This is a genomic window from Sphingomonas ginsenosidivorax, from assembly GCF_007995065.1.
Classification (GTDB): domain Bacteria; phylum Pseudomonadota; class Alphaproteobacteria; order Sphingomonadales; family Sphingomonadaceae; genus Sphingomonas; species Sphingomonas ginsenosidivorax.
Genome location: NZ_VOQR01000001.1, coordinates 2,949,725 through 2,971,503 on the forward strand (window position 1 = coordinate 2,949,725; position 21,779 = coordinate 2,971,503).

At 68.3% G+C, this 21,779-nt stretch carries 20 protein-coding genes; 9 read left to right on the plus strand and 11 right to left on the minus strand.

Features of this window, described 5'->3' with window-relative positions:
* Positions 1-7: 7 nt before the first annotated feature.
* Positions 8-580 (minus strand): heme ABC exporter ATP-binding protein CcmA, encoded by a 573-nt coding sequence (gene ccmA, locus FSB78_RS13430; protein ID WP_147083117.1) that lies wholly within the window; start codon positions 578-580, stop codon positions 8-10.
* Positions 577-987, minus strand: a complete 411-nt coding sequence (locus FSB78_RS13435; RefSeq protein ID WP_147083118.1) for a metallopeptidase family protein — start codon at positions 985-987, stop codon at positions 577-579. The genes ccmA and FSB78_RS13435 overlap by 4 nt, the downstream gene beginning before the upstream one ends.
* A 46-nt stretch (positions 988-1,033) precedes the next feature.
* Here FSB78_RS13435 and FSB78_RS13440 point away from each other — a divergent pair, with 46 nt between their 5' ends.
* Entirely contained in the window at positions 1,034-1,330 is a 297-nt protein-coding gene (locus tag FSB78_RS13440) for a 4a-hydroxytetrahydrobiopterin dehydratase (RefSeq protein ID WP_147083119.1), read from the plus strand.
* Positions 1,331-1,424: 94 nt separating this feature from the next.
* Here FSB78_RS13440 and FSB78_RS13445 read toward each other — a convergent pair whose 3' ends face one another.
* Positions 1,425-2,204, minus strand: a complete 780-nt coding sequence (locus FSB78_RS13445; protein WP_147083120.1) for an SDR family oxidoreductase — start codon at positions 2,202-2,204, stop codon at positions 1,425-1,427.
* 50 nt (positions 2,205-2,254) lie between these two features.
* Between FSB78_RS13445 and FSB78_RS13450 the strand changes: the two genes are divergently transcribed.
* Together FSB78_RS13450 and FSB78_RS13455 are read left to right on the plus strand one after the other, a co-directional pair.
* Positions 2,255-3,016: an ATP-binding cassette domain-containing protein gene (locus FSB78_RS13450; protein WP_147083121.1), complete on the plus strand. Its 762-nt coding sequence runs from the start codon at positions 2,255-2,257 to the stop codon at positions 3,014-3,016.
* A complete protein-coding gene (locus tag FSB78_RS13455) occupies positions 3,013-4,551 on the plus strand; it encodes an ABC transporter permease/substrate-binding protein (RefSeq protein WP_147083122.1) in 1,539 nt (512 codons plus the stop codon). Before FSB78_RS13450 ends, FSB78_RS13455 begins: the two co-directional genes overlap by 4 nt.
* 94 nt (positions 4,552-4,645) lie before the next feature.
* Here the strand turns inward: FSB78_RS13455 and FSB78_RS13460 are convergent, their stop codons facing one another.
* Complete coding sequence (locus FSB78_RS13460) at positions 4,646-7,231, minus strand: porin family protein (RefSeq protein ID WP_147083123.1); 2,586 nt, start codon at positions 7,229-7,231, stop codon at positions 4,646-4,648.
* A gap of 222 nt (positions 7,232-7,453) precedes the next feature.
* Between FSB78_RS13460 and FSB78_RS13465 the strand changes: the two genes are divergently transcribed.
* A complete protein-coding gene (locus FSB78_RS13465) occupies positions 7,454-8,509 on the plus strand; it encodes a COG1361 family protein (protein ID WP_147083124.1) in 1,056 nt (351 codons plus the stop codon).
* A gap of 116 nt (positions 8,510-8,625) precedes the next feature.
* Positions 8,626-10,233 carry an MFS transporter gene (locus tag FSB78_RS13470; protein ID WP_147084203.1) on the plus strand — a complete coding sequence of 536 codons (1,608 nt, stop codon included), beginning with the start codon at positions 8,626-8,628 and terminating at the stop codon, positions 10,231-10,233.
* Between the two features lie 23 nt (positions 10,234-10,256).
* Here FSB78_RS13470 and FSB78_RS13475 read toward each other — a convergent pair whose 3' ends face one another.
* Positions 10,257-10,715 (minus strand): MarR family winged helix-turn-helix transcriptional regulator, encoded by a 459-nt coding sequence (locus FSB78_RS13475; RefSeq protein ID WP_147083125.1) that lies wholly within the window; start codon positions 10,713-10,715, stop codon positions 10,257-10,259.
* An 85-nt stretch (positions 10,716-10,800) separates the two neighbouring features.
* On the opposite strand from FSB78_RS13475, the gene hppD reads away from it, so the two are divergent.
* The 4 genes from hppD (at position 10,801) to FSB78_RS13495 (ending at position 14,316) form a co-directional block, all read left to right on the plus strand.
* Complete coding sequence (hppD, locus tag FSB78_RS13480; protein WP_147083126.1) at positions 10,801-11,868, plus strand: 4-hydroxyphenylpyruvate dioxygenase; 1,068 nt, start codon at positions 10,801-10,803, stop codon at positions 11,866-11,868.
* Positions 11,869-12,020: 152 nt separating this feature from the next.
* On the plus strand, positions 12,021-13,331 hold the full coding sequence (gene hmgA, locus FSB78_RS13485; protein ID WP_242008278.1) for a homogentisate 1,2-dioxygenase: 1,311 nt from the start codon (positions 12,021-12,023) through the stop codon (positions 13,329-13,331).
* Positions 13,331-13,963, plus strand: coding sequence for a maleylacetoacetate isomerase (gene maiA / locus FSB78_RS13490; protein WP_147083127.1), 633 nt, complete (start codon positions 13,331-13,333; stop codon positions 13,961-13,963). The genes hmgA and maiA overlap by 1 nt, the downstream gene beginning before the upstream one ends.
* The gene (locus FSB78_RS13495; protein WP_147083128.1) at positions 13,960-14,316 is read left to right on the plus strand and encodes a Rieske (2Fe-2S) protein; all 357 of its coding nucleotides are present in this window, start codon (positions 13,960-13,962) and stop codon (positions 14,314-14,316) included. The genes maiA and FSB78_RS13495 overlap by 4 nt, the downstream gene beginning before the upstream one ends.
* A gap of 95 nt (positions 14,317-14,411) precedes the next feature.
* On the opposite strand, the gene FSB78_RS13500 is transcribed toward FSB78_RS13495, so the two are convergent.
* From FSB78_RS13500 to FSB78_RS13525, 6 genes are all read right to left on the minus strand, one after another.
* Complete coding sequence (locus tag FSB78_RS13500) at positions 14,412-16,457, minus strand: acetyl-CoA carboxylase biotin carboxylase subunit (RefSeq protein ID WP_199743182.1); 2,046 nt, start codon at positions 16,455-16,457, stop codon at positions 14,412-14,414.
* A gap of 232 nt (positions 16,458-16,689) precedes the next feature.
* Positions 16,690-17,736, minus strand: a complete 1,047-nt coding sequence (gene bioB / locus FSB78_RS13505; RefSeq protein WP_147084207.1) for a biotin synthase BioB — start codon at positions 17,734-17,736, stop codon at positions 16,690-16,692.
* A gap of 50 nt (positions 17,737-17,786) precedes the next feature.
* Positions 17,787-19,931 carry a methylmalonyl-CoA mutase gene (gene scpA, locus FSB78_RS13510; RefSeq protein WP_147083130.1) on the minus strand — a complete coding sequence of 715 codons (2,145 nt, stop codon included), beginning with the start codon at positions 19,929-19,931 and terminating at the stop codon, positions 17,787-17,789.
* Between the two features lie 130 nt (positions 19,932-20,061).
* Entirely contained in the window at positions 20,062-20,844 is a 783-nt protein-coding gene (locus FSB78_RS13515) for an enoyl-CoA hydratase-related protein (RefSeq protein WP_147083131.1), read from the minus strand.
* Positions 20,841-21,272, minus strand: coding sequence for a methylmalonyl-CoA epimerase (gene mce, locus FSB78_RS13520; protein WP_147083132.1), 432 nt, complete (start codon positions 21,270-21,272; stop codon positions 20,841-20,843). The genes FSB78_RS13515 and mce overlap by 4 nt, the downstream gene beginning before the upstream one ends.
* Positions 21,269-21,778 (minus strand): hypothetical protein, encoded by a 510-nt coding sequence (locus FSB78_RS13525; RefSeq protein ID WP_147083133.1) that lies wholly within the window; start codon positions 21,776-21,778, stop codon positions 21,269-21,271. Before FSB78_RS13525 ends, mce begins: the two co-directional genes overlap by 4 nt.
* Position 21,779: the final 1 nt, after the last annotated feature.

A 21,779-nucleotide genomic window follows, 5' to 3' on the forward strand; every position in this document is an offset into this window, starting at 1 on the left:
ATGCCGATCACAGCGCGATCTCCTGCGCACCGGGGACCGCCAGCGGCTGGTGCGTCGCGATCAGCGCGATCCCGCCTGCGGCGCGGTGGCCGGCGATCCGCGCTTCGAGCCGCGCCACCGATCCGTCGTCGAGTCCGTTCGCGGGTTCGTCGAGCAACCACAGAGTTGCCCCGCTCGCCGCCACGCGCGCGATCGCGGCGCGACGACGCTGGCCGGTCGACAGCAGCCGGACGGGCACAGTCGCAAGAGTCGACAGATCCAGGGCAGCGAGCGCCGACCGCACTCGCGCCTCAGGGGCGGGTTCAGGATCGAGCGCCGCCCAGAAGCCTAGCGCCTCCCCCAACGTGCGATCGCCATCGAGCGCCGCCTGTTCGGTCAGCAGCGCGCGCGTCCCGCTCGTCTCGACCGAGCCGGACGTCGGCGCCAGCAGTCCGGCGGCGATGCGCAGCAGGCTGGACTTGCCGACGCCGTTCGGCCCGGTGACCAGCGCCGCCTCGCCCGGGGCCAGCACAAACGATCGCGCCTCGAACACGATGCGCCCGCCGCGCAGGCACGCCACGTCGTGGAACGCCAGGCTCACGGGCCGACCGAATCCTCGAGCGCGTGCATGTCGTCGTCGGAAAGCCCGAAATGATGCCCGATCTCATGGATCGTCACATGCGCGACGAGGTCGTCGAGCCGGACCCCGGTCTCGACCCATTCCTCCAGGATCGCGCGGCGATAGAGGAAGATCCGGTCGGGCAGGCTGCCGGTGTCCATCGACGATTTCTCGCCGATCGGGCGGCCGTGATACAGGCCCGACAGGTCGAGCGGATGCTCGATCCCCAGCGACGCGAGCGTCTCGTCGTCGGCGAATTCCTCGACCTGCAGCACGATCTCGCCCAGATGTGCGGCGAATGCCGCCGGCAGCCGCGCGATCGTCGCGCGCGCGATGCCCTCGATGGCTGCGGCGTCCGGCGCCGCGGCGAAACGCTCTTGCCCGCTCATGTCCCCAGCCATAGGCGTAGTGGCTTCATAGCGGCAAGGGACGGCGATGATCGAAGCGTTGAACGAGGTCGAACGCGCCGAGGCGCTCGATGGGCTGGACGAATGGGACTATGACGAGGCGCGCGACGCGATCACGCGGACGATCGTGTTCGCCGACTTCGTCGAGGCGTTCGGGTTCATGACCCAGGTCGCGCTGATCGCCGAGCGCGCGAACCATCATCCCGAATGGAAGAACATCTGGAACCGCGTCGAGATCCTGCTCACCACGCACGACGCGGGCGGGTTGTCGCCGCGCGATATCGAGCTGGCCGAGGCGATCGACGCGATCGTCGACGACGACTGACGGCCGCAAAAGCCGTTCGTGCTGAGCGAAGTCGAAGCACATCGTTCGGGGCAGACCCTTCGACTTCGCTCAGGGCGAACGGTGTGGGTTTCGTCTAGCCCCGCCGCCGCCCGCGCATCATCTTCCTGAGCTTCCCCGGCATCCACCGCGCGGCGAACGCCATCCGGTGCGCGGTCTTGCCGACATAGGTGTGAAGCCGCTCGCCGTGGACCGCATCCCAGGCGGCCTGCGCCACCGCCTCGACCCCGGTCAGCTCCATCCCCGCCGCGGTCACGGTCTCGCGGATCGATCGGTTGGTCGCCGCGGTGGCGGTGTTGAGCAACGGCGTGTCGATGAAGCTCGGGATGATCGAACGCACCCGGATCCGCTCCGCCGCCCATTCGCCGTCCAGCGCCTCGGTCAAGGCGCGCACCCCGAACTTGGTCGCCGAATAAGGCGCGAGCCCCGACGAGCCGTAGATCGCCGAGGCCGACGCGGTGTTGAGCAGGCACGATCCCGGTGTCCGCTTCAGATAGGCATGGCCGATCTTCGCACCGTTGATCGCGCCGACCAGGTTGATCGCGACCACCCGGTCGATCTCGTCGAAACTGGTCATCGCGAGTGGCCCGCCCGATCCGATCCCGGCATTGTTGAACAACACGTCGAGCCCGCCGCCACCGGTGAACGCATCGAGCGACGCGACCCAGGCGTCGCGGTCGCAAACGTCCATGACATAGGTCTCGGCCATCCCCGCCGGCAGCAGCGCCTGCGTGGCGGCGAGCCCCGCCCGGTCGACATCGGCAAGACCCACGCGCCAGCCGCGCCCAGCAAACAACACAGCGGTCGCGCGCCCGATGCCCGAGCCGCCGCCGGTGATGAAGATAGTCTGGGTCATGGCCCCTCTCCGTTTGATTTTGTCCCCTGCATCCCGCATCCCTTCCCCAGATGCCAGCGCTTTCCCCCGCCCTCGCCTTCGACGGTGTAACCCGACGCTACGACAATACGATCGCGGTCGACGACGTCTCGGTGGCAATCGCGGGCGGCAGTTTCGTCGCGCTCGTGGGCACATCCGGCTCGGGCAAGTCGACCCTGCTCAAGACGCTCAACCGGCTCGTCGAACCGAGCGCCGGCCGCGTGACCATAGACGGCATCGATGTCGCCGACGGCCCTGCGCCCGCAGTGCGGCGGCGGATCGGCTATGTGTTCCAGACGATCGGGCTGTTCCCGCACATGACCGTCGCCGAGAACATCGCGATCGCGCTCCGGATCGCAGGCCGCGACGAGCCCGACCGGGTCGGCGAACTGCTCGACCTGGTCGACCTGCCGCGCGCGGTGGCAACTCGGATGCCCGACGCGCTGTCGGGCGGGCAACGCCAGCGCGTCGCCATCGCCCGGGCCCTCGCGCCGGGCGCGAAGATCCTGCTGCTCGACGAGGCGTTCGGCGCGCTCGATCCGGTCACCCGCGATGCGCTCGGCACCGCGATCCGAAGCCTGCACGAACGCCTCGGCCTGACCACGATCCTCGTCACGCACGACATGGCCGAGGCACTGCTGCTGGCCGATCGCGTGCTGGTGATGAAGGCCGGGCGGATCGTCGCCGACGCGACCCCCGGCGCGCTGCTCGCCGGACAGGGCGGTGCGGAGGCGCAGGCGCTGGTCCAGGTGCCGCGCGATCAGGCCGAGCGACTGGCGGCACTGACGCCATGACCGCCTTCCTCGACGCCCTCACCCGCGTGCCGCCCCTCCTCGCCGCGCATGTCGTGCTGTCGGCGTGCGCGCTGCTGCTGGGGATCGCGATCAGCGTGCCGCTCGGGATCTGGTCGGCGCGCAACCCGACCGTCGCGCGCGTCTCGCTCGGCTTCGCGAGCCTCGTGCAGACCATCCCGAGCCTCGCGCTGCTCGCGCTCTTCTATCCGGTACTGCTCAGCCTGTCGGCGCTGGTCGGCGGCGGGATTCCGGCGCTCGGCTTCCTGCCGTCGCTGATCGCGCTGACGCTCTATGCGCTGCTCCCGATCCTCCGCAACGCGGTGGCGGGGCTGGACGGGATCGATCCGGCGGTGCTGCAGGCCGCCGACGCGGTCGGCATGACGCCGGGGCAAAAGCTGCGCTTGGTCGAAGCGCCGCTGGTCGCACCGGTGCTGGTGGCGGGCATCCGCACCGCGGCGGTCTGGACGATCGGCGCCGCGACGCTGTCGACCACGGTCGGCCAGCCGAGTCTGGGCGACATGATCTTCGCCGGGCTGCAGACGCAGAACTGGGCGCTAGTGCTCGCCGGCTGCGTGTCGGCGGCGGGATTGGCGCTCGCGGTCGACGCGCTGATTGGCGCGATCGAGCGCGGCATTGCGACGCGCCGCCGCTGGCTGTGGATGGCGAGCACGGCCCTGCTGGCGATCGGCACGCTGGCGGCGACCGCCCCGCTCTGGGCGCACGCCGGCAAGGGCCGCACCGTCGTCGTCGGCGCCAAGAACTTCTCCGAACAATATATCCTCGCGCGGCTGATCGGCGACCGGCTCGAACGCGCCGGGTACGCCGTCGAGTATCGCGACGGGCTCGGCTCGGCGGTGGTGCTCGGCGCGGTCGCGGGTGGCGATATCGACGTCTATGTCGATTATGCCGGCACGATCTGGACCAACGCGATGAAGCGCACCGACGTGCCCGATCGCCCCGCGATGGTCGCGGCGATCGGCGCATGGACGAAGCGGACCAGCGGCGTCCGGCTGGTCGGCGCGCTCGGGTTCGAGAACGCCTATGCGTTCGCGATGCACAGCGACGACGCGCGGCGGCGGGGGATATCGAATCTCGACGATCTTGCCCGGGCATCGCCCGGACTGAAACTCGGCAGCGACCTGGAGTTTCTCGAGCGGCCCGAATGGGCGGCGGTGTCGCGCGCCTATCCGCTGCGCTTCGCCGCGGCGACGCCGTACAGCCCGACCTTCATGTACCGCGCGCTGGAGAGCCGCGCGGTCGACGTCATCTCCGCCTTCTCGTCCGACGGCCGGATCGCGGCGGACCGGCTCACCGTGCTGAGCGACCCCCGCCACGCGATCCCGGGCTATGACGGGATCCTGCTCGTCGCGCCCAAACGCGCAGCCGATGCGAAGTTCGTCGCCGCGCTGCAGCCGCTGGTCGGGCGTATCCCGGTCGAGGCGATGCGGACGGCGAACTACCAGGTCGATCGCGATACGGACAAGCAGACGCCCGAGGCCGCGGCCAAGTGGCTGGCCGGGAAAGTGGGCCTCTAACCGTCATGCTGAACTTGGTTCAGCATCCACTTCTCCCCCAGCGGTAGCGCTTGGGGAGAAGTAGACCCTGAAACGAGTTCAGGGTGACGGGGTTCTAGAAGAACAGCTTCCGCACGCTGATTCGCACCGTCCTGCCCAGCGCATCCAGATAGTCCGGTTGGAAGCTGATCGGCGTCGCCCCCGTCGCATCGCGCACCCGCTGGCGACTGTTGAACACGTTGTCGACCGACAAGGTCACGCGCATGCCCCGCACCCAGGGATGCGCCTTCACCAGGTTCAACTGCTGGCCTAAGTCACCGAACAGCCGCAGGCTCGCGGTCGCCAGTCCCGAGAAGGCGAGCGTTTCGGGCGCGGCGATGGTACCGCCGTTGACGCGCGTCCCATTCGCGTAGTTCGCCGACAACCGCACGCCGACGCCGTTGTTGCTGTAGCCCGCCTGGGCCTCGATCTCGTGCCGCGACTGGCCGCCATTCGCGCCGATCGCATCGCCGTTGAGCAGGTCGAGGCTCGGGCCGCCCTGCTGGACCAGCACACGGTTGGTGAAATTCCAGGTGTGATAGACCGCGAACTGTACGCGACCCCCGCCCTGCCCCCCGCCGCGGCCACCGCCGCCGAAACCACGGCCGCCCCCGCCGCCGCCACCACCGGGGCCGCGCGCAACGCCCTCCCGGGTTCCGCCTGCGCCTGCACCCTCTGGCCGGCCACGAAACCCGCCCGGCGGCGCCAGCCCCTCGAACGGGTTGGGCCCGGTCCCGGCGCGATAGGCCTCGAGCTCCTTCTGGATCTTCGACTTGATCGGCGCGGAGAAGTTGATCCCCCAGCGCAGTTCCGAGCGTTCGCTGCGCGCGAAATTGATCGGGCGCTGGTCGACGCGCAGCAGATTGCCGCTCGCGTCGCGCGTGAAGCGGTCGGGAAACGCCGCCTCGATCGCCGCGGTCGGCGTCGGGAACGACGCGATCGGATTGTCGGTCCGCGAACTGACGTAATTGGCGGTCAGGTTGATGTCGCGCTTGGTCCAGGGCTTCAGCGTGAGGCCCAGCTTCTTCACATGGTTGTTGTCCGCGATCAGGTTGGGGTTGCCGCCGCTGATCGCGGTGACGGTCGCGGTCGTGCCCTGGATGTAATCGAAGATGCGGACGTTGGGCCGCGTGATCGACGGGTTGCCGAGCTGCTGCGCGGACGGCGCCTGGTCGGTGTCAGTCGCCGACGCGATCACGCGGACGCCCTCGATCGGCGACCAGTTGGCGCCGTAGCCGAGCGTGGTCAGCGTGCCGAAATCGGAAAGATGATCCTCCGCCAGATTGAAGTTGGCGGACAGGGTGCCGAGGAAGCCGAGCACGTCCTTCGACCGGCTCGCGATCGGCACGTCGACATTGACCTGGCCGTTGACGGTGTCGCGCGACACCTGCCCCGTCGAGGTGAGCCCGGCGCGGTACGACCGGCTGCTGAAGTCGGCGGTCTCGGCGCCCAGTTTGATGCTCGTCGACACCGCGCCGGCCGGCAGTGCGAACAGCGTCCCGTTGAGCAGCGCATCGACTCCGCCGGTACTCTGCTTGGCATAGGCGCGGTTGCCCGGCGCTGCGGCGATGTCGGCGGCGGTCAGCCGGGCCAGCGTCGCGGTCGGGTCGTTTGCGGTCAGCCGCGCCTGGAACGCGCTCGCGTCGACGCCCGTCTCGCTGAACGTCTGCGTGTCGCTGCGGTCGTAATTGCCGGTCACCGACCAGCGCCATGTCCCCAGCCCGCCGTTTATCGTCGTGCCCAGATGCGCCGCGATCGAGGAACTGCTCTGCGCGAGCGGGAGGAAGCCGGGATCGTCGAGCGCGCGGCTGACGCTCGTCCCGTTCGCCAGCGTCAGGTTGGCGGTCGGCAGCCCGTTCAGGCTCTTGCTGTCGGTCGATTCGAGCCGCGCGTTGATCGTCGCCCCGACATTGCCGAAGATGTTCTGCGCATAGACCGCGTTGGCGCTGGTCGTGCGGCTCGACCCGAGCAATGTCCGATACGGCGTCGGGTCGATCACCGCGCCGCTCGCCCCCACCGCGGTCGTCGGCGTCGGGATGATGTCGCGTTCGGATTCGGTCAGCGCCGAGCTCTGCGTGTGATCCAGATGCAGGTTCATCCGCTTGTCGCGCGCAATGCCGAGCAGGTCGATCGTCCCCTGCGGCGTGTTGCGCCCGCCTTCGGTCGCGAACCGGTCGTTGGCCTCGAGCGTCGCCGCGCGGAAGCGGCGGCGCAGCACGAAGTTCACGACCTTCTGGTCGGCGCGATAGCCGTATTTGAGCGCGACCTCCTCGGGCAGGATGTCGACGCGCTGGATCGCCTCGGTAGGGATGTCGCGGATCTCGGCGAAGCTCGATATCCGGCGGCCGTTGAGCAGCACCACCGGCGCGCCGCCGCTACCGCGTCCGCTGGTCGTCTGCGGACTGAGTTCGGCGAGCAGGTCCGATATCGTGCTGACGCCATAGGAGCGGATGTCCGCGGGCCCCAGCTGCTGGTCGGGCGGGATGTCACCGATCACCGCGCCGGGCAGGTTGCGCTGGCCGGTGACGATGATGTCGGGCTCGTCCGAATTGCCCTCGTCCTGCGCCGCGGGGGCTGCCGGCGAGGCGGCCGGCGCCGGAGCCTGTTGCGCGATCGCAAGCGTCGGCATGCTCGCCGCCAGAAACAAACCCAAACGCCGCATGAAAACTCCCCCGATACGCATCAGGACCGCCTAGTCGGCAATTGTCGCAAGATTATGCCGACCGGGCCGAGCCCGGATCGGGCGGGGTTCGGCTGTGAAAACCCCATTTCCGGTTTTTGAAACGCCGTTAAGGATTGCAGGATAGCCGATGAGACCTGGATGCGAGGGGCTCGGAACACGGTGAGAAGCGGCTTGATGCGGTGGCGACTTGCCCCGGCCCTGTTGGCGTCTCTGCTCGTGTCCCTGCTCGCGACCCCCGCCTTTGCGGCGTGCAGCGTCAGGACGACGACCGCAGTCGATCTCGGCACCTATTCCCCCGCGGCGGTGCGGCAGACCGTCGTGCCGTACAGGCCCGCGTCGAGCGGCTTCGGCTGTTCGGCCGCGATCCTGTCGCTGCTCAGCTCGGACTATGCGCGCGCGACGGTGTCCGCGGCGACGCCGCTGAAGCTGACCTCGACCACCGATGCGACCAGGTCGGTGACCTATACGCTGGCGGCCGATTCCGCCGGCGCGAACCCGATCAGCCCGGGAACCGCTTTCGTCTTCAAGGGGCCGTCGGTGAACCTGCTGGGCCTGCTCGGCGACGCCAGCGACGTGAAGGTGTATGTCCGCCCGACCAGCACCGACCCCGTGCCGCCCGGGATCTACAAGGGCGACTTCAAGATCACTTGGGCATGGCAATTCTGTTCATTGCTCGGCGTGAACCTGCTCGGCGCCGAGATCTGTCTCGTGAACGACACGAGCGCCAGCGCGTCCAACACCACCGCCACGATCTCCATCACGCTGACGCTGACGGCCAACCCGGTGCAGATGGTCATCGCCACGACGACAGTATGGGACCCGCAGTCGAACACCGCCAATCCCCGCGCCACGCCGGGCAGCCGGCAGCGCACGACGGTGACGGTCAGCAACCCCGATATCGCGACGCTCGACGCGAACTCGCTGAGGATCGTGCTGCCGACCCCGGCCAAGGGCGTGGTCGCGCTGGACGGCGACAAGACCCCGGCGAACGCAGTGGTCACGACGAGCGACGGCACCCCGGCGTCCAATCTGGCGCTGACCTATACGGCGTCGAACAGCAGCAGCGACGATGTCGAATTCTCCAACAACGTCAATTTCGACCTGGTCACCGAGCCTTGGACGTACCAGCCGGCACCCGGCAACGCCGCCGCGCAGGCCGCGATCACCGCGATCCGCTTCCGTCCGCGCGGCACGATGGCGGCGGGGTCGAGCTTCAGCGTCTCGATGCCCTATTCGGTATCGCTGCTCGGCCCATAATCAACCTGGGTTGTAATCACTGCCCTTTCCCTCGACACTCGCGCGCACAACCGAACGGGAGAGCAGGATTGGCAGCGGCAGTAAACGAGGGCACGCCCGCGCGGCAGAGCGAGCGGATGATCATCATAGCCTCGTCGCTGGGTACCGTCTTCGAATGGTATGATTTCTACCTCTACGGCCTGCTCGCGACGATCATCACCGCGCAGTTTTTTTCGGGCGTCAACGAGACCACCGGGTTCATCTTCGCGCTCGCGGCGTTCGCGGCGGGGTTCGCGGTGCGGCCGTTCGGCGCGCTGGTGTTCGGGCGGATCGGCGACATGGTCGGGCGCAAGAACACCTTCCTCGTCACGATGGGGATCATGGGCGTCTCGACCTTCGTCGTCGGGCTGCTGCCGAGCTATGCGACGATGGGCGTCGCGGCACCGGTGCTGCTCGTCCTGCTCCGCTTGCTCCAGGGCCTCGCGCTCGGCGGCGAATATGGCGGAGCCGCCACCTATGTCGCCGAGCATGCGCCACCGCACCGGCGCGGGCTGCACACCAGCTTCATACAGACCACCGCGACGCTGGGGCTGTTCGCCGCCCTGCTGATGGTGATCGGCGTGCGCACGCTGGTCGGCGAACCGGCGTTCGCCGCCTGGGGCTGGCGCGTGCCGTTCCTCGCCTCGATCCTGCTGCTCGCGGTGTCGCTGTGGATCCGCATGCAGCTCGCCGAAAGCCCGGTGTTCCAGAAGATGAAGGACGAAGGCACGGTGTCGAAGGCGCCGCTGACCGAAGCGTTCGCGAAATGGGGCAACCTCAAGATCGTGCTGATCGCGCTGTTCGGCGCGGTGATGGGTCAGGGCGTGGTCTGGTATACGGGCCAGTTCTACGCGTTGTTCTTCCTCGAGAAGACGCTGCGCGTCGACGGTGCGACGACCAACATCCTGATCGCGATCGCGCTGCTGATCGCGACCCCGGCGTTCGTCTTCTTCGGCTGGCTCAGCGACAGGATCGGGCGCAAGCCGATCATCCTCACCGGCTGCCTGCTGGCTGCCGTCACCTATTTCCCGCTGTTCCACGGCCTGTCGCGCGCAGCCAATCCGGCCCTCTACGCCGCGCAGGCTAACGCGCCCGTGACCGTCGTTGCCGACCCCGGCGAATGCTCGGTGCAGTTCGATCCGATCGGCAAGAACAAGTTCGATTCGAGCTCATGCGACATCGCCAAGGCGTATCTGGCAAAGGCCGGCGTCTCGTACGAGAATGTCGCCGCGCCCGCAGGCACGCTCGCAACGATCCGGATCGGCGGGACCGTGGTCGAAACGGTCGATCCGCGCCAGGTGACGGGCGCCGCACGCGCCGATGCAATCAAGGCGTTCGGGGTCCGCGCAAAGGCTGCGCTGTCCGCGGTCGGCTATCCCGAAAAGGCCGATATCACGGCGATGAACAAGCCGCTCGTCGTGTTCTACCTCACGATCCTCGTCCTCTACGTGACGATGGTCTACGGCCCGATCGCGGCGTTGCTGGTCGAGCTGTTCCCGACGCGGATCCGCTACACCTCGATGTCGCTGCCCTATCATATCGGCAATGGCTGGTTCGGCGGGTTCCTGCCGACGACCGCGTTCGCGATGGTCGCGGCGACGGGGAACATCTATTACGGGCTCTGGTATCCCGTCGTCGCCGCGGCGGCCACGGTCGCGATCGGACTGTTCCTGCTGCCCGAGACGTTCCGCCGGTCGCTCGACTAGCGCGTTCGCACGCGGTTCGAGCGTCAGTCCAGCGCGGCGGTCGCCGCATCGATCCGCCGCAGCATCGCCACGAACCCGGCGATCTCCTCCGCCCCGAACCCGGCGAAGATCCGCGCCTCCAGGTCGCGCGCCTTGGGCGCGACGTCGGCATAGAGCGCGCGCCCCGCCCCGGTCAGCACGAGCAGGTGCGAGCGCTTGTCGCCAGGGTTGTCGCACCGGTCGAGCAGGCCGCGCTCGACCAGTCCGATCGCCGCGCGGCTGACCGTCACCTTGTCCATCCGCGTACGCTGCCCGATCTCGCCCTGGCTGATCCCGCCCGTCTCGGCGACCACCGCGACCAGCCGCCATTGCGGGATCGTCAGTCCGAACAGCGCCTCGTACGCGCGCGCGACACGCTCGCTGACCAGGTTCGACGTGTAGGACAGGCGGAACGGGATGAAGTCGTCGAGGACGAGGGGGCGGACGGTCGGTTGGGCGGTCATAGCGAGATGGTAACGGTTGACACCATCGCCGCAACCCGACAAATTGGTATCAACAGATACTAAGCCGACGGCAAGGACACGCGACATGGACCATATGGACGTCAACCCGATGGGGCTCGACGGTTTCGAGTTCTGCGAATTCACCGCCCCCGACGCCGACGCGATGGCGCGGCAGTTCGAGCAGCTCGGTTTCGTGGCGGCGTCGACGCACCCGACGCGCGCTGTGACGCGCTACAAGCAGGGCCGGATCAACCTGCTGCTCAACCGCGAACCGGACTCGCACGCGTCGGCCTTCGCCGCGGCGCACGGACCGTCGGCAAGCGGGATGGCGTTCCGCGTCGCCGACGCCAAGACCGCGTTCGACGCGGCCGTCGCGCGCGGCGCCAAGGCGGCGGATGCGAGCACCGGCGCGCTCGGGACAGGCTATGTGCTCGAAGGGATCGGCGGGTCGCTGCTGTACCTGGTCGACCGCCACGGCGCCGCCGGCTCGCTCTACGACGACTGGACCCCGGTCCCGGGTGCCGCGGAAGCGGAAGCCGAGAACAATGTCGGGCTCGACCTTCTCGACCACCTCACGCACAATGTGAAGCGCGGGCAGATGCGGACCTGGTCGGCCTTTTACGGCCAGATCTTCGGGTTCGAGGAGCAGAAATATTTCGACATCAAGGGCAAGGCGACCGGACTGTTCAGCCAGGCGATGATCGCGCCCGACCGCGCGATCCGCATCCCGCTCAACGAGAGCCAGGACGACAAGAGCCAGATCGAGGAGTTCATCCGCGACTATAACGGCGAGGGCATCCAGCATCTCGCGCTGACCACCGACGACATCTACACCACCGTCGAGAAGCTGCGCGCGCGGGGCGTCAAGCTGCAGGACACGATCGAGACCTATTACGAACTGGTCGACAAGCGCGTGCCGAACCACGGCGAAGACCTCGCGCGCCTCAAGGCGAACCGCATCCTGCTCGACGGCAATGTCGGCGAGGAAGGGTTGTTGCTGCAGATCTTCACCGAGACGATGTTCGGGCCGATCTTCTTCGAGATCATCCAGCGCAAGGGCAATGAAGGCTTCGGCAACGGCAATTTCCAGGCGCTGTACGAGAGCATCGAACTCGACCAGATCCGCCGCGGGGTGATCACCGTCGACGCGTAATCCCCACCCGTTCTCCCGCGAAGGCGGGAGTCCAGGGTTACGGAACGCAGCGCTGCTTGGCTCCTGGACTCCCGCCTTCGCGGGAGAACGGCGAGGGAAGGTGAGGCGGTCACACCCGCGAAGAATCGGAACAGGTGTTGGAGAGGAAGCCCATGACAATGCACCAGCCGAGCGACGCGGGCGCGACCGCCGGAACCTACCTCCCCGGCTTCGGCAACCACGTCTCGACCGAAGCCGTCCCCGGCGCGCTGCCGATCGGGCGCAATTCGCCGCAGCGCCCTGCCTTCGGGCTCTATACCGAGCAGCTGTCGGGCACGGCCTTCACCGCACCGCGTCACGAGAATCGCCGCAGCTGGCTCTACCGCTTGCGCCCGACCGCCGAGCATCCGCCCTACACGCGCTACGCCGGCGCGGCCCGGTTCGCCCCCGGCACTGGCGACGCGCCGCTCGCGCCCAACCGGTTGCGCTGGGATCCGGTCGCGGCCTGTGCCCCCGGGACCGACTGGCTCGACGGCATCACGACGATGCTCGCCAACCGCGACCCCGCCGATCTCGAGGGAGTCGCGCTCCACGTCTATGCCGCCGACACCGACATGGACCGCGTGTTCATGGACGCGGACGGCGAATTGCTGTTCGTGCCGCAGGCCGGCCGCCTCGACGTCGTCACCGAACTCGGCCGCCTGGTGATCGCGCCGGGGCAGATCGCGCTGGTCCCGCGCGGCGTGCGGTTCCGCGTGGCACTCCCCGACGGCACCGCGCGCGGCTATGTCGTCGAGAATCACGGCGGCCTGTTCCGCCTCCCCGATCTCGGCCCGATCGGCGCCAACGGCCTCGCCAACGCGCGCGATTTCGAGACGCCGGTCGCGTGGTTCGAGGATCACGACGAACCGACGCAGGTCGTCCAGAAGTTCATGGGCAGCCTGTGGACGACGACGCTCGACCATTCCCCGCTCGACGTCGTCGCGTGGCACGGCAACCTCGCGCCGTGGCGCTACGATCTCGCCCGCTTCAACACGATCGGCAGCGTCAGCTTCGACCATCCCGATCCGTCGATCTTCACGCTGCTGACCTCGCCCAGCGACGTGCCCGGGCGCGCCAACGCCGATTTCGTGATCTTCCCGCCGCGCTGGATGGTCGCCGAGGACACGTTCCGCCCGCCCTGGTTCCACCGCAACATCATGTCCGAGGCGATGGGGCTGATCACCGGCGCGTACGACGCCAAGGCCGAAGGGTTCGCGCCCGGCGGCATCTCGCTGCACAATCTGATGGCGGGTCACGGCCCCGATCTCGCCAGCTGGACGGGTGCGAGCAACGCCGACCTCAAGCCGCACAAGATCGACGGCGCGATGGCGTTCATGGTCGAGAGCTGCTGGCCGTACAAACCGACGTCCTACGCGCTCGACCATGCGCAGCTCGATTACGACGCGGTCTGGGCGGACTTCCCGAAGGCGAAGCTGCCCTGATGATCCTACACGGCTATTGGCGCTCGGGTGCGGCGTATCGCGTGCGGATAGCGCTCGCGCTCAAAGGCATCGCCTACGAGCAGGTGACGCATGACCTGCGCACCGACGCGCAGGCGTCCGACGCGTACCGCGCGCTCAACCCGCAAGGACTGGTGCCCGCGCTGGAGGCGGACGGCGACGTGCTGACCCAGTCGCCCGCGATCCTCGAATGGCTGGAGGAGCGCTACCCCTCGCCGGCCCTGCTCCCCGAGGCCGCGACCGATCGCACGGTCGTGCGCGCGATGGCAGCGACGGTCGCGTGCGACATCCATCCGCTCAACAATCTGCGCGTCGTGCAGGCGCTCCAGCGCGACTTCGGACTCGACGCCGCCGCGGTGCAGGCGTGGATGGCGCGCTGGATGGGCGACGGCTTCGCTGCGCTTGAGGTGATGATCGCGCGTCACGGCCGTGGCTTCGCGTTCGGCGACACGCCGACGATCGCCGATTGCTGCCTCGTGCCGCAGGTCTATTCGGCCGAGCGGTTCGCGGTCGACCTGACGCCCTATCCGCAGCTGATGGCGGCGGTCGACCGGGCGCGCGCGCTCCCCGCCTTCCAGGCCGCGCACCCTGACCGCCAACCCGACGCCGGATGATCGAGCGCGTCTTCGCGACCCCGGCCGGCGTGACGCTCGGCCCGCTCGCGCTCATCCCCGACGGCACCGCGCGCAATTTCGTGCTGCAGCTACGCGCCGGGCGGTTCCACGGCTTCGTCGTGCGCCGCGGCGAGAGCGTGGTCGGCTATGTCGATCGCTGTCCGCACATGGGCGTGCCGTTGGCGCAGTCGCTCGACGCCTATCTGACCCCCGACGGGACGCGGATCGCCTGTGCATGGCATGGCGCGCTGTTCGAGATCGCCGACGGGCTGTGTGTCGGCGGTCCGTGCGTGGGGGCCGCACTTACCCCCTGGCCGGTGACGGTGGCCGACGGAGTCATTGTCACCGCCTGACGTTCTCCCGCGAAGGCGGGAGCCCAGGAGTCGCGAGCGCGGTCCTCCGTAACCCTGGGCTCCCGCCGTCGCGGGAGAACAGCAGGCGGTGCGGCTTACTCCAGCTCCAGGATCACCTGGTCGACCGCCAGGCTATCGCCCGCCTTCGCCTCGACCGACTTCACCGTCCCGGTCTTCTCGGCGCGCAGGATGTTCTCCATCTTCATCGCCTCTACCACCGCCAGCGGCTGCCCAGCCTCGACCTTGTCCCCTGCCGCGACGTCGAGCCGCACGAGCAGCCCCGGCATCGGGCAGATCAGGAATTTCGACAGGTCGGGCGCGATCTTCTCGATCATGTGCCGCGCATAGGGGGCCGCGCGCGCCGGCAGCACGCGAACGGCGTGGCTCGCGCCGCGCGTCGTCAGCTTGAAGCCGCCGCGCGTGCGCGCGATGCGGACGCTCAGGTCCTCCGCGCCGTCGACCATGACCATCCGGTCGCCGGGCGTATATTCGAGCGCGACGTCAAGGTCCTCGCCATCGACGACGATCCCGTCGGTCGAGACCGTCACATTGTGGTCGACGCCGCCGATCGTCACGGTCCAGTCCGCAGGCGGCCGCAGCCGCCGCCCGAGCTGGCCGTCGATCCGCCGCGCGCGATCGGCTTCCGCAGTCGCAGCGAACGCGGCCACCGCGGCGAGCGTCGTCAGCAAGTCTGGGTTCGCCAGCGCGCCGTGGAAGCCGTCGGGATATTCCTCCGCGATGAACCCGGTGGTCAGCGCGCCCGATCGGAACCGCGGATGCTGCATGATCGCGGAGAGGAAATCGATGTTGTTGCCCGGCCCCTCGATCTCGAACGCGTCGAGCGCGGCGATCTGCAGATCGACCGCCTCGTCGCGGGTCGGCGCCCAGGTGATGAGCTTGGCGATCATCGGGTCGTAGAACATCGACACCTCGCCGCCCTCGCGCACGCCGTCGTCGACGCGCACATATCCGTTCGTGCCGAGCGTAGTCGAAGCACCTGCGCTTGGGACGTGCCCTTCGACTTCGCTCAGGGCGAACGGCAGGGGCGGGTTATACCGGACCAGCCGCCCAATACTCGGCAGGAACCCGCGATACGGATCCTCCGCGTACACCCGGTTCTCGATCGACCAGCCGTTCAGTTGCACATCGGCTTGCGCAAACGGCAGCGGCTCGCCCGCCGCCACGCGGATCATCAACTCGACCAGGTCGAGCCCGGTGATCGCCTCGGTCACCGGATGCTCGACCTGCAGCCGGGTGTTCATTTCGAGGAAGTAGAAGCCCTCGCCGGTCGTATCCGCACCCGAGACGATCAGCTCGACCGTGCCGGCGGAAAAATACCCCACCGCCTGCGCGAGCGCGACCGCCTGCTCGCCCATGGCTTTCCGCATCTTCGGCGTCACGAACGGCGACGGCGCTTCCTCGACCACCTTCTGGTGGCGGCGCTGGATCGAGCATTCGCGTTCGTTGAGATAGACGATGTTGCCGTGCTGGTCGCCGATCAGCTGGATCTCGATATGCCGCGGGCTTTCGATGAACTTCTCGATGAACACGCGGTCGTCGCCGAAGCTCGCCAGCCCCTCGCGCTTGGTCGCCTCGAAGCCCTCGCGAACGTCCTGCTCGCTATAGGCCAGCCGCATGCCCTTGCCGCCGCCGCCGGCGGACGCCTTCATCATCACCGGATAGCCAATGCCCGATGCGATCTCGACCGCATGGTCGGTGCTGTCGATCTCGCCGAGATAGCCGGGGACGACGTTGACGCCCGCGGCCTTGGCAAGCTTCTTCGATTCGATCTTGTCGCCCATCGCCGCGATCGCCTCGGGCGGCGGGCCGACGAACGCGATCCCGGCCTCGGCGCAGGCGCGCGCGAAACTCTCGCGCTCGCTGAGGAAGCCGTAGCCGGGGTGGATACAGTCGGCGCCTGTCTCGCGCGCGGCGAGCAGGATCAGGTCGGCCTTGAGATAGCTCTCCGCCGCCGGCGCCGGCCCGAGCCGGACGGATTCGTCGGCCATCAGCACATGCGGCGCGCGCGCGTCCGCGTCCGAATAGACCGCAACGGTCTTGATGCCCATCGCCTTGGCGGTCCGCATGACCCGACACGCGATCTCGCCACGATTGGCGACCAGAATTTTCTTGAACATCAATTCTCACCCGATTGTGACGAGGAACGCAGCGCAAGGAATGCCAGCACGAGGCTGGCGAGCACGAAGACGACTGAGACCCCACCGAAAAAGAGTCCGAAGGGGCCGAAGCACTCGGCAGCTAGGCTACCAAATTGATGACACCGGCTAGCTTCTCGATCAGCGAAGCTCAGCATGACGAGACCGTAGCAAAGCCATGCTGTCAGCAACGCCAGCAGCACGGCGATGCGACGCCTCACTCCGCCGCGACCCGCATCGGCTCCTCGCCGAGCATTGGCTTCAGCCCCAGCTTCGCCAGCAGCGCCGCATCCGCGCTGTCGCCAGCATTGCCCGTGGTCAGCAGCTTGTCGCCCGTGAAGATCGAGTTCGCGCCGGCCATGAAGCACAGCGCCTGCGTCGCCTCGCCCATGCTCTCGCGGCCCGCGGACAGGCGGACCATGCTCAGCGGCATCGTGATCCGCGCCACCGCGACGGTGCGGACGAACTCGATGTCGTCGATCTTTGCCATCGGCGTGTCCGCCAGCATGTCGCCGAGCGGCGTGCCGCGCACCGGCACCAGCGCGTTGACGGGGACGCTCTCGGGATGCCGCGGCAACGTCGCCAGCGCGTGCACGAAGCCGACGCGGTCGCCGCGCGTCTCGCCCATCCCGACGATCCCGCCGCAGCAGACGCTGATGCCCGCGTCACGGACATTGGCGAGCGTATCGAGCCGGTCCGCAAACGTGCGCGTGGTGATCACATTGCCGTAATTCTCGGGGCTCGTGTCGATATTGTGGTTGTAGTAATCGAGCCCCGCATCGGCGAGCTGCCGCGCCTGATGCGGCTCGAGCATGCCGAGCGTCATGCATGTCTCGAGGCCCATCGCCTTCACGCCCTCGACCATCGCGATCACCTTGCCCATGTCGCGGTCCTTGGGGTTGCGCCACGCGGCGCCCATGCAGAAACGCTGCGAGCCTGCGGCCTTGGCTTCGGCGGCGGACGCGAGCACGGCCTGCACCTCCATCAGCTTCTCGGCCTTCAACTGCGTGTCGGCCGAGGCGGATTGCGAGCAATAGCCGCAATCCTCGGGGCAGCCGCCGGTCTTGATCGACAGCAACGTGCACAGCTGCACTTCGCCCGCGGCGTGATGCGCGCGGTGGACGGTCTGCGCGCGGAACATGAGCTCGTCGAACGGAAGGTCGAACAGCGCGCTGATTTCCGCGCGGGTCCAGTCGGTTCTGGACTCCCCTCCCGCACGCGGGAGGGGCTGGGAGTGGGCCTGGTCGGGAACGGCGCTGCCCATCGACAGGCCCTCCCCTAGCCCCTCCCGCGAGCGGGACAATAGTGTATCGGTCATTCTGCGGCTTCCTCTTGGGGCGGCATGTTGTGGCCGAGCAGGCGGAGGACTTCCTCCGCCGCCTCGACGAGATTGGTACCGGGGCCGAAGATCGCCTGCACCCCGGCATCGCGCAACGTCTGATAGTCCTGCGCGGGGATCACGCCACCCGCGATCACCTTAATGTCGGCACGCCCTGCCTCGCGCAGGTGGCCGATCAGCTCGGGGATCAGAGTCTTGTGGCCCGCAGCGAGGCTCGACGCGCCGACGACGTCGACGTCGCTCGCGACCGCCAGCGCCGCGGCCTCGGACGGTGTCTGGAACAGCGGCCCCGGCACGATCTCGAACCCCAGGTCGCCGAACATCGAGCTGACGAGATTCGCGCCGCGGTCGTGCCCGTCCTGCCCCATCTTGGCGACCAGCATCCGCGGCTTGCGGCCGATCCGTCGCTCGGTCGCCGCGACCCCGTCGGTCAGCCGGGTCCAGCGCGCATCGTCCTGGTACGCGCCGCCATAGATGCCCGACACCGGCGTCGGCTGCGTCCCATAGCGGCCGAACACATCCTCCATCGCCGACGAAATCTCGCCGAGCGTCGCGCGCGCGCGGGCCGCATCGACCGCGAGCGCGAGCAGGTTGTCGGTCCCCCGCGCACCCTCGCGCAGCGCATCCAGCGCCGCCCGGCACGCCGCCTCGTCGCGCGCCGCCTTCACCCGCTTGATCCGCGCGATCTGGCCTTCGCGGACCGCGACGTTGTCGACGTCGAGAATGTCGATAGGGTCCTGCTCGGCGAGCTTGTACTTGTTCACCCCGACGATGACGTCCTCGCCGCGATCGACGCGTGCCTGCCGTCCGGCGGCGGCTTCCTCGATCATCGCCTTGGGCCAGCCCGCGGCGACCGCCTTGGCCATCCCGCCCTCGCGCTCGACCCGCTCGATGATCTCCCACGCGCCGTCGACCAGGCTCTGCGTCAGGCTCTCGATATAATAGCTGCCACCCAGCGGATCGACGACCTTGGTCATCCCCGTCTCTTCCTGGATCACGATCTGCGTGTTGCGCGCGATCCGCGCCGAGAAGTCGGTCGGCAGCGCGATCGCCTCGTCGAGCGCGTTGGTGTGGAGCGACTGCGTGCCCCCCAGCATCGCCGCCATCGCCTCGATCGTGGTGCGCATGACGTTGTTGTACGGATCCTGCTCGGTCAGCGACACGCCGCTCGTCTGGCAATGCGTGCGCAGCATCTTCGAGCGCTCGTCCTTCGCGCCCAGATCGGTCATCACCCGGTGCCACAGCACGCGCGCCGCGCGCAGCTTGGCGATCTCCATGAAGAAGTTCATGCCGATCGCGAAGAAGAACGACAGCCGCCCGGCGAACTTGTCGATGTCGAGCCCGCTCGCGACACCGTATTTCACGTACTCGCGGCCGTCAGCGATCGTGAAGGCGAGCTCGTGGAGCTGCGTCGCCCCCGCCTCCTGCATGTGATAGCCGCTGATCGAGATGCTGTTGAACTTCGGCATCTCCCGGCTGGTATAGCCGAAGATGTCCGAGATGATCCGCATGCTGGGCTCGGGCGGGTAGATGTACGTGTTGCGGACCATGAACTCCTTGAGGATGTCGTTCTGGATGGTCCCGTCGAGCTGCGCGCGCGGCACGCCCTGTTCCTCGCCCGCGACGATGAAGAAGGCGAGGATCGGGATCACCGCGCCGTTCATCGTCATGCTGACCGACATCTCGTCGAGCGGGATGCCGTCGAACAGGATCTTCATGTCCTCGACGCTGTCGATCGCGACGCCCGCCTTGCCGACGTCGCCGGTCACGCGCGGATGGTCACTGTCATAGCCGCGGTGCGTGGCCAGATCGAACGCGACGCTCAGCCCTTTCTGCCCGGCGGCGAGGTTGCGGCGGTAGAAGGCGTTGGAAGCCTCCGCGGTCGAGAAGCCGGCGTACTGCCGGATCGTCCACGGCCGCCCCGCATACATCGACGCGCGCACGCCGCGCGTGAACGGCGCGAAACCCGGCAGGCCGGGATCCACGGTGACGTCCTCGGCGGTGTAGAGCGGCTTGACGTCGATGCCCTCGGGGGTGGGCCAAGTCAGGTCGGCGCCCTTTACTTCCTTGGCGGCGGCAGCCTGCCAGTCGGCAAGGGTGGGGGTCGGTTTGTCAGTCATACTTGAAACACCACCCCGGCGGAGGCCGGGGCCCAGTTGGAAAGGTCGAGGTAATGGAGCGCAGCACCAGTCAATTGTCCGTTACCCAACTGGGCCCCGGCCTCCGCCGGGGTGGTGGCGGGAGCAAGGCTCATCGCCCGGCGAACACCGGCTTGCGCTTCGTCAGGAACGCGATCCCGCCTTCCATCGAATCCGCCGTCCCCCGCGCCGCGCGCTGGTTCTCGGCCTCGACCCGCATCGCGGTCGCATAGTCGCTTTCATAGCCCTGCACGATCGCCCGCCGCATCAGCCCGAGCGCCACCGTCGGCATCGCCGCCAGCCGCTCCGCCAGCGCGAACGCCTCGGCATCCAGCGCGTCGTCCGCGACGACCTTGTGCACCATGCCCCAGTCGAGCGCCTTCGCCGCCGGCACGCGCTCGCCGAGCATCATCATCTCGGTCGCCCGTGCCTTGCCGATCAGTCGCGGCAGCATCCACGACGCGCCGCCATCGGGCACCAGCCCGATATTGACGAACGCCTGCAGGAAATAGGCGGTCTCGCTCGCGACGCAGAAATCCGCGGCGAGCGCGAGGCTGCAGCCGATCCCCGCCGCAGGCCCGCGCACCGCGCTGACCACCGGCACGCCGAGATCGGCGATCGCCGCCATCAGCGGGTTATAGCTGTCGGTCAGCGCCGCGAACGTGGCCGCGCCGGGATCGTCGGCGCCGAGCGCGCCACCGCCGACGTCCGCGCCCGAGCAGAACGCCCGCCCCGCCCCCGCGATCAGCACCGCGCGCGCACCGTCCAGCGAGTCGAGTGCAGCCTTCAACGCGTCGAACATCGCCGGCGGCGCGGCGTTGAGCCGGTCGGGCCGGTTTAGCGTCAGCACCAGCACGTCGCCGCGCCGCTCGATCAGGATATGCTCTGCGGTCAATGCGAGTCCTTCGGGGTTTCCATCAATTCCACCAGCATCCCGCCGAAATCCTTCGGGTGGACGAATATGATCGGCGTGCCGTGCGCACCGATCCGCGGCACACCCAGCACGGTCGCGCCCTTCGCGGTCAGGTCCGCGACCGCGGCATCGATGTCGGGCACCTCGAAACACACGTGATGCTGCCCCCCCGCCGGATTCTTCCGCAGGAATCCCGCGATCGGCGAGCTCTCGTCATAAGGTTCGATCAGTTCGATCTGCGTGTTCGGCGCGTCGATGAAACACACCTTCACGCCCTGCGCGGCCAGGTCGAACGGTTCGCCGATCGCGGTCGCGCCGAGCAGCGTGCGATAGGTCTCGACCGACTTCGCGATCGACGGCGTCGCGACGCCGACATGGTTGAGGCGCCCCAGGGTCGTCGCAATCGTCATTTCGGCTCCTTGAGCGCTGGCGGCGGCGGAGGCACGACGCCCAGCGTGTAGCCGCAGACGCCGAGCACCTTGCGGACCAGCGCATCGCTGCCCGTTGCGTCGAACACCGCCTGGACCGCGAAGTTCGATCCGTTGGTGGTCTCGACGCCGACCGACCTGGACTTGACGAGGAAGGTCGTCAGCCGGGTGATCGCCTCGGGATCGGTGATGTAGGTCGCGGTCCCCGGGAACTGCCACAGATAGGTGAAGGCCGGCCCGCCGTCGAACCGGACCGAGACCGCCTTGTCGGCCGACTGCCCGATCGCGGTCGGCTGGATGAACTGGATCGAGACGATCGGCTCGGACGCCACGTCGCACTTGACGACGAACCGCGACAGCCCGTCGCGGCCCGTGACCGATGCCGACGCGCTGCGGACGCCGGCGGCGTTGGTCCGGTCGGCGAACTTCCATGCCGGTGCGGCGGGAGCCGGCGCAGCAACCGCTGCCGCCTGGAGAAGAAGGGCCAAG

Excerpts from the sequence above, each read along its gene's own strand:
- scpA (WP_147083130.1), bottom strand. The coding sequence starts at position 19,931 with ATGACTGACAAACCGACCCCCACCCTTGCCGACTGGCAGGCTGCCGCC.
- FSB78_RS13440 (WP_147083119.1), top strand. The coding sequence starts at position 1,034 with ATGATCGAAGCGTTGAACGAGGTCGAACGCGCCGAGGCGCTCGATGGG.
- hppD (WP_147083126.1), top strand. The coding sequence starts at position 10,801 with ATGGACCATATGGACGTCAACCCGATGGGGCTCGACGGTTTCGAGTTC.
- FSB78_RS13495 (WP_147083128.1), top strand. The coding sequence starts at position 13,960 with ATGATCGAGCGCGTCTTCGCGACCCCGGCCGGCGTGACGCTCGGCCCG.
- FSB78_RS13455 (WP_147083122.1), top strand. The coding sequence starts at position 3,013 with ATGACCGCCTTCCTCGACGCCCTCACCCGCGTGCCGCCCCTCCTCGCC.
- FSB78_RS13475 (WP_147083125.1), bottom strand. The coding sequence starts at position 10,715 with ATGACCGCCCAACCGACCGTCCGCCCCCTCGTCCTCGACGACTTCATC.
- FSB78_RS13460 (WP_147083123.1), bottom strand. The coding sequence starts at position 7,231 with ATGCGGCGTTTGGGTTTGTTTCTGGCGGCGAGCATGCCGACGCTTGCG.
- mce (WP_147083132.1), bottom strand. The coding sequence starts at position 21,272 with ATGACGATTGCGACGACCCTGGGGCGCCTCAACCATGTCGGCGTCGCG.
- bioB (WP_147084207.1), bottom strand. The coding sequence starts at position 17,736 with ATGGGCAGCGCCGTTCCCGACCAGGCCCACTCCCAGCCCCTCCCGCGT.
- FSB78_RS13445 (WP_147083120.1), bottom strand. The coding sequence starts at position 2,204 with ATGACCCAGACTATCTTCATCACCGGCGGCGGCTCGGGCATCGGGCGC.
- FSB78_RS13435 (WP_147083118.1), bottom strand. The coding sequence starts at position 987 with ATGAGCGGGCAAGAGCGTTTCGCCGCGGCGCCGGACGCCGCAGCCATC.
- maiA (WP_147083127.1), top strand. The coding sequence starts at position 13,331 with ATGATCCTACACGGCTATTGGCGCTCGGGTGCGGCGTATCGCGTGCGG.
- hmgA (WP_242008278.1), top strand. The coding sequence starts at position 12,021 with ATGACAATGCACCAGCCGAGCGACGCGGGCGCGACCGCCGGAACCTAC.
- FSB78_RS13470 (WP_147084203.1), top strand. The coding sequence starts at position 8,626 with ATGATCATCATAGCCTCGTCGCTGGGTACCGTCTTCGAATGGTATGAT.
- FSB78_RS13450 (WP_147083121.1), top strand. The coding sequence starts at position 2,255 with ATGCCAGCGCTTTCCCCCGCCCTCGCCTTCGACGGTGTAACCCGACGC.